5 protein-coding genes are annotated in these 6621 nt (G+C 31.9%); 4 read left to right on the top strand and 1 reads right to left on the bottom strand.

Going from position 1 to position 6621, the window contains the following annotated elements:
- The first annotated feature begins 559 nt into the window (after positions 1-559).
- On the top strand, positions 560-1531 hold the full coding sequence (locus ACFO5Y_RS03355) for an SIR2 family protein (protein ID WP_197105324.1): 972 nt from the start codon (positions 560-562) through the stop codon (positions 1529-1531).
- A complete protein-coding gene (locus ACFO5Y_RS03350; protein WP_197105325.1) occupies positions 1521-3686 on the top strand; it encodes an ATP-binding protein in 2166 nt (721 codons plus the stop codon). The genes ACFO5Y_RS03355 and ACFO5Y_RS03350 overlap by 11 nt, the downstream gene beginning before the upstream one ends.
- 365 nt (positions 3687-4051) lie before the next feature.
- Here the strand turns inward: ACFO5Y_RS03350 and ACFO5Y_RS03345 are convergent, their stop codons facing one another.
- Positions 4052-4351, bottom strand: coding sequence for an ATP-binding protein (locus ACFO5Y_RS03345; protein WP_197105326.1), 300 nt, complete (start codon positions 4349-4351; stop codon positions 4052-4054).
- Positions 4352-4505: 154 nt separating this feature from the next.
- Between ACFO5Y_RS03345 and istA the strand changes: the two genes are divergently transcribed.
- Positions 4506-6056, top strand: coding sequence for an IS21 family transposase (gene istA, locus ACFO5Y_RS03340; RefSeq protein WP_197105327.1), 1551 nt, complete (start codon positions 4506-4508; stop codon positions 6054-6056).
- Positions 6053-6610 (top strand): ATP-binding protein, encoded by a 558-nt coding sequence (locus ACFO5Y_RS03335; RefSeq protein WP_197105328.1) that lies wholly within the window; start codon positions 6053-6055, stop codon positions 6608-6610. Before istA ends, ACFO5Y_RS03335 begins: the two co-directional genes overlap by 4 nt.
- The last annotated feature ends 11 nt before the right edge of the window (positions 6611-6621 follow it).

Genomic DNA, 6621 nt, shown 5'->3' with positions numbered 1-6621 from the left:
ATGAAATTCACATGGCGTTTTTTATTTAATTGGATTTTTTGAAGTGGCTAACTTCATTATAAAATCCGCCACTTAATTTGAGATAGATAAGCAGCTATAAGCTTTAAAATTCTAGTTTCCTGCTATGGTTTTGTGTAGAGCATAATATAGAAATGAGTACATTTATTATTATTACTATAACGACAAGTAAGCAGAAAAAGGCGAAGAGTACCTATTACCAGTCAATCAGCAAGACGAGGTATTATATTAATCAACACAATAGGAAACTATCCTCTTTTTTAATAGTAAATGATATTATGTGGGGCAAGAGGAAAAACTCTATCTTCGATAAAAAGTGAAGTCGTACTAGAAAGGAACATTATATGAAATCTTTTTTAGAAATACTTAATGGAAAAAACATAAATTTTTTGATCGGTTCTGGCGCAAGTTATCCAATGTATCCAACATTATCTTTTGGTTATTCGAACCCATCTTTTGAAGACTTTGTTACACATAATGCTATTACTGAAGAAAATAAACTGAAGTTCTATCTGTATTACTATTTAAAGTAATCTCTCCAATGGGGGAGCCTATTGAAGCCATTATTAATGAAAAAGAAAATTATCAAAAAGTCTATAAGAATTATAAAGAATTTGTGGAACTCTTATTAAAAATTCTTCATTCTGAAAGTAATGAGCGACCTAAAAGAATAAATATTTTTACAACAAATTATGACTTACTTTTTGAAAATGCATTTGATAGTATAAATGATCCACTAAGCTTCTTTAATGATGGTAGCAAGGGTTTTATTAAAAGGAAAATATCAAATAAAAATTTTTTCTTAAATGTTACTCAAAGTGGGTATGGAGATAAATACAAAAGAGAAATACCAACAATAAATCTTTTTAAAATGCATGGTTCTCTTTCATGGGAAAGAGAAAGTTCAAATAAAGATTTAATCGTTAATTATGATTCAACTCACATTAATAAATTAACTAATATACTAATTGGTGATGATACTGAACTTACTGAGGAGAACGTAAAAAGTCTATTTGAATTGAACGTAGTTATTGAAGACTACGAAGGCGAAGAAGATATGATTTATGAATATATAAATAACTATTTAAATGGCATTGTGATTTCGAATACCATATTAGAACATTTTGAGAATGAATATGAAAAAATATTAATCATAAATCCAGATAAGAGAAAGTTTAGAGACACTGTACTTGACGAGCACTATTTCCAACAGATTCGCTCATTAAGTTATGAGTTAGAGAAAGATAATAGTGTGTTAATCGTTTTTGGATTTTCTTTTGCTGATGAGCATATTCAAAGTATTTTTGAAAGATCATTGTTAAATCCTTCGTTAGATGTTTATATTATATACTATTCAGAAGATACCTTGCATGAACTAAAGAATATTAAGTTTGTAAACTATAAAAATATTCGATATCTTCCCCCAAATAACAAATTAGAAGATGGAGAAATTCTAAAAGGAAATTTTGATTATCTTATGAACTTGCTGGGAGGAAAATCTAATGTCGAGTAATCCATTTGTAGTAGGGAATATTATTAGTATAGAAGGATTAAGGGTAACTGCAATGATGCATGATAACACAAATCTTCTAAATTATTATTATGATGGTGAATACTATAGTGGGGTAGGTATTGGCACATATATAGGAATAATAAGAGGGCCTTTTACAATTATCGGAAAAGTAGAAAAGGAATTCTTAGAAGATTCTTATAACGATATATCAAACCAAGAGTATGGTTTAGATAGATTTAAAAGATTAATAGAACTTAAAATAATTGGTAAATTCAATCAGAACAATGATTTCGTTAAAGGTCTAGGAACATTTCCTTTAATTTATGATGAAGTTGTTTTATTAACAGAAAAAAAAATCCAAAAAATAATTCAAGGCAACTCTGTAAATCACTTGTTTTCTTATGCAATAGGAAATACCGTGAATGAAGAAATAGCCTTTAATTTACCATGGAATAATATTTTTAATACGCATATAGGCATCTTCGGAAATACTGGATCAGGAAAATCAAATACACTAGCCAAAATATATACTGAGCTTTTTAGTCTAAATGATTCTAAAGTATATCATTCCGGAATATCTCAATTTGTTTTTATTGATTTTAATGGAGAATATACTCGAAAAGATGTTTTAACAACAAATAAAAAAACATTAAAACTAAGTACATCTAATGATACCAGTGATAAAATCCGGTTATCAGAGAAACAGTTTTGGGACACAGAAACACTCTCGATATTATTTTCAGCAACAGAAAAAACCCAACAACCTTTTCTAAAAAATGCTATTAATTATTACGTAATAAGAAACAATTATAATATTTCTAAAGATAGTATAATTGAGGATATAGGTAAAGCTTTTTATAATGTGTTTCGTCGCAACAACAACAAAGAATCTCTAGGAATTTTGAGGAATATTTTTAAAAAAATTTCTTTTGACAGTCATTTTGACAATAGAACAAGCAATAATGATGTTTATGTTTGGTTAAATGCCAATTGGCATAGTGCAAACTCGACTTATTATAATGATGATTCTTCATTATCTACGAATTTTTATATGAGTCAAAAAACAGAACAGGATATTAATAATAACAGAGATGAATTAATAAGAAAGCTTAGCTCTGAGCCATCTGTAGATTCAGCTTTTGAACAGCTTACGTTAGCAGATAAGTTATCGATTTTTACGCAGCTAAGATTGATATTTAATTTAGCAAGCAATTATAGCCAATTTGACCATATAAGTCCTTTAATTGAAAGGATAGAATCACGAAGTAATATTATTGATAGATTGATAGAAATTAATAATGAAAAGATTGAAGAGGAAGTAATTGTTATCTCGTTAGGTGATTGTAATCAGGAAGCAAAAAAAGTCATACCATTATTAATTACTAAGCAGTTTTATAGAGAGCATAAAACAAAAATATTAAACGAATCTGGATTAAACAAAACTGTACATCTCATTATTGATGAAGCTCATAACATATTATCAGAATCATCGAATAGAGAGGAGTCCACTTGGAAAGATTACCGATTAGAAGTATTTGAAGAAATAATAAAGGAAGGTAGAAAGTTTGGTTTTTATGTTACAATTTCTAGTCAAAGACCATCAGATATTTCGCCAACTATTATTTCTCAAATTCATAACTTTTTTATACATAGACTAGTTAATGAACAAGATCTTAAGATGATTGGTAATACAATTAACAGCCTAGACATTTTATCAAGACGTAATATACCAGAACTAGGTGCAGGCCAATGTGTAGTAACTGGAACAAGTTTTGATATGCCAATAATTATTAAAGTTGACCAATTACCTTCTAATCAAACGCCTGATAGTGAAAATGCTAACCTAGAAAGAATTTGGAGTTTACAATACCATATTGAGTTATTGAAAAAACAAGTTAGTATTGAAAGTATTGAAAGCTTAATTAGAATTTTAGATCGAGACAACTTTCTCATTTCGGTAACACTTGATAAATATATTCCAAATTTTAACAACAACTACTACTTAAGAGAAATTATAGAACATTTGCATAATGAGTATACTGGAAAAAAGGTTAACTTTATTAAAGATATTGAAAATTCAAGAGTAGTTTTATATAAAGAAGGGGAAGATATTAATAAGTTATTACCTGAATTTGAATCTGATAAAAGCTATTAGTAAACGAAGTTTTATAAGAATCTGATTTTAACTTCGAAAGCGAAAGAATCGCATCTCGTTATTTATAAAACATAGGCGTATGCGTGATAATTTAGTCTAAACCATTACCATATAACTACAAACGTTGATGTGAAGGGGTTAATATGAGCCCCCTCATCTCCACCTTAACTTTTCCGATAATACTGAAAATAAATATTTTTAACACTAGATTTTAGAAAGAGTAAAACACTTCATAGTCTTGTGTTTTTTATACCTCAAGAAACAAAAAAGAGATGCAATTTTTTTGCATCTTGCATATAGCGTTTCAATAGGGCCATAAAAACGCGATTGCCTGAGCCAGGCAAATCGCGTTTTGCTGAACCAGTCTAGTCGGAACCCGCTGAACCAGTCTTCATTCTTAAAGAATCACCAGAAATATATAAATGATAAGAGTTTGAGATGGCACGATCAAGTATGGCATCCGCAATGGCACCACCTCCTAATTTCTTATGCCATTCTCCTGTTTCCATTTGAGAGGAAATAATAAGGGAACGATCTCGACTTCTTAATTCAAAGATTTCCATTAAGTATTTTTGTTCATCTTGGGTTGTCGGTGTTAAAAGAAAATCATCAATGACTAATACATCCAGTTTCGCTATTTGATTATTGCATTTAATTTGTACCAACCTTGCGGTTCTTTTTACCAGTGATTGCGGACAGTTTTACCACTCTTTGCGGAAGAATTTACCAAAACTTATATATCCTCCTGTATACTTATTGAGCACGTTTACATCTTTTAGAAAGGTGAGCGTGACAATAAGATATATAGGAGGTTTTTGTATGTTCCCTTATCGAAAGATTTTGGAATTACATAGTGAAGGCGTATCGCTTAGAAGTATAGCTACGATTACACAGCACTCACGGCAAAAAGTAACGGAGGTGATTAAACTTGCAGAAAAGAGAGGTATCATCATCCCGTTGGATGAAGGAATCACTGATCCATGGCTGGAAGATTTCCTTTACCCTGAAAAGAAACAGGAGAATAGCGGGCGGCATGTCATGGACTTCGAATATGTCCATAAAGAATTAGCAAGACCTAATGTTACTTTGACTTTATTGCATGATGAGTATGTACGAGAAGCAAAGAGTGTAGGGAAAATACCTTATGCTTATCGAACTTTCGCTGAACATTATCACAATTATGCGATGAAATATAAGGCAACGATGCGCATTCGCCGAAAACCTGGAGAAATATTGGAGGTTGATTGGGCAGGTCAGACTTTGTCAGTTATTGATCCTGATACGGGTGAAAATAGAAAGGTGTATATATTTATCGCTACTTTACCTTGTTCTCAAATGTTTTACGTAGAAGGTTCTTATCGCATGGATTTACCGTCTTGGATTCGACTTCATCAGCATACCTTCGAATTTTTTGAAGGAACACCACAAATCCTTGTGCCTGATAATTTGAAGACAGGCGTTACTAAACATACGAGTAAAGAACTTATCTTAAATAAGACTTATGCAGAGATGGCTGACCACTATAACACAGTTATTTTACCCGCACGCGTTCGTTCTCCTAAAGATAAGGCGAGTGTAGAGGGTTCAGTAAATATTGTGTCCACATGGATTATTCAAGGTTTAAGGAACATGAAGTTTTTCTCAATCGAAGAATTGAACGATGAAATCTGGAAAAAGTTAGACTATTTAAATAACAGACCCTTCCAGAACCGAAATGGTTCCAGATGGTCTGCCTTTTTAGAAGAAGAGAAATTCGCACTTTCTCCTCTCCCAGCCACTCCTTATCGAATGTCTGAATGGCGTACCGCTAAAGTACGTCCAGACTACCATATCTCTATTCACAGTATGTTTTATTCTGTCCCTTATGAACTAATAGGTAAGGAAGTAGATGTGAAAATTTCAGACAGTACAATTGAAATCTATTTTAATCACATAAGAGCAGCTTCTCATCAAACATTATATGGAAAATACGGACAGTTCTCTACCTTAAAAGAACATATGCCTCAGAATCATCGATTGTATATCGAACAAACGCCTGAAGAAGGATTAAAATGGGCAGCAAGTATAGGCGATTCCACTCTAATGATTGTAACTTTTTTACTTGAGACTTATGAAGTTGAAAAGCAAGCCCTCAACGCAATCTTCACTTTAAAGAAGTTGGAAAGAAAATATACCAATTATGAAATCGAACAAGCCTGTAAAGATGTATTAAAAGCTACCAATCGACCGACGGTCAAAAGTGTGCAAACCATTATTCAATCAAATAAAAAACACGATGAAGAAAAATTAACAGAACCAAAATCTAGAAAGATGAAGGAAAAATATGGTTTTACTAGAGGGGCATCATATTATGGAGGTAGAAATAAATGAATCAACAAAATTATGATAAACTAAAACAGCTTAGACTCTCAGGTATGGCAGAAGCTTATGAAACCTTACTGTCAAACCCAGCATACAAGGATCTTACTTTTGATGAATTATTGGGAATCATGATTGATCAAGAAGATTCCGTACGTAAAAGCAATAAATTGAATCGATTACTAAAACAAGCACAATTCACCGTGAAAGCCGCTATAGAGGGTATCCAATATGATGCAGATCGTAAACTAGACAGAGAATTACTCATGAAGTTGTCAGCTGGAGATTATATCTTAGACGGTCGCAATATCATCTTTAAAGGTGTATCGGGAGCTGGAAAGACATGGTTAGCTACCGCCTTCGGCGTTCAGGCCTGCAGGCAATTTTACACCGTTCGTTATACTCGCTTGCCTAATCTATTAGAGGAGTTTAAAATTGCGACACACCAAGCTGATGGTAGTTATACCAAATTAATGAAAAAGCTTATCAAAGTTGATCTTCTCATCCTTGATGAATTATGTAAATCTTTCCATAACTCATCTTATGGACAGAGATTTGTTATGTAAAGTTATTAATT

The organism is Ruoffia tabacinasalis, assembly GCF_042652985.1.
Taxonomy (GTDB): Bacteria; Bacillota; Bacilli; order Lactobacillales; family Aerococcaceae; genus Ruoffia; species Ruoffia tabacinasalis.
Note: the sequence above shows the minus strand (reverse complement) of the source record. Positions and strands in the feature narration are given on the sequence as shown.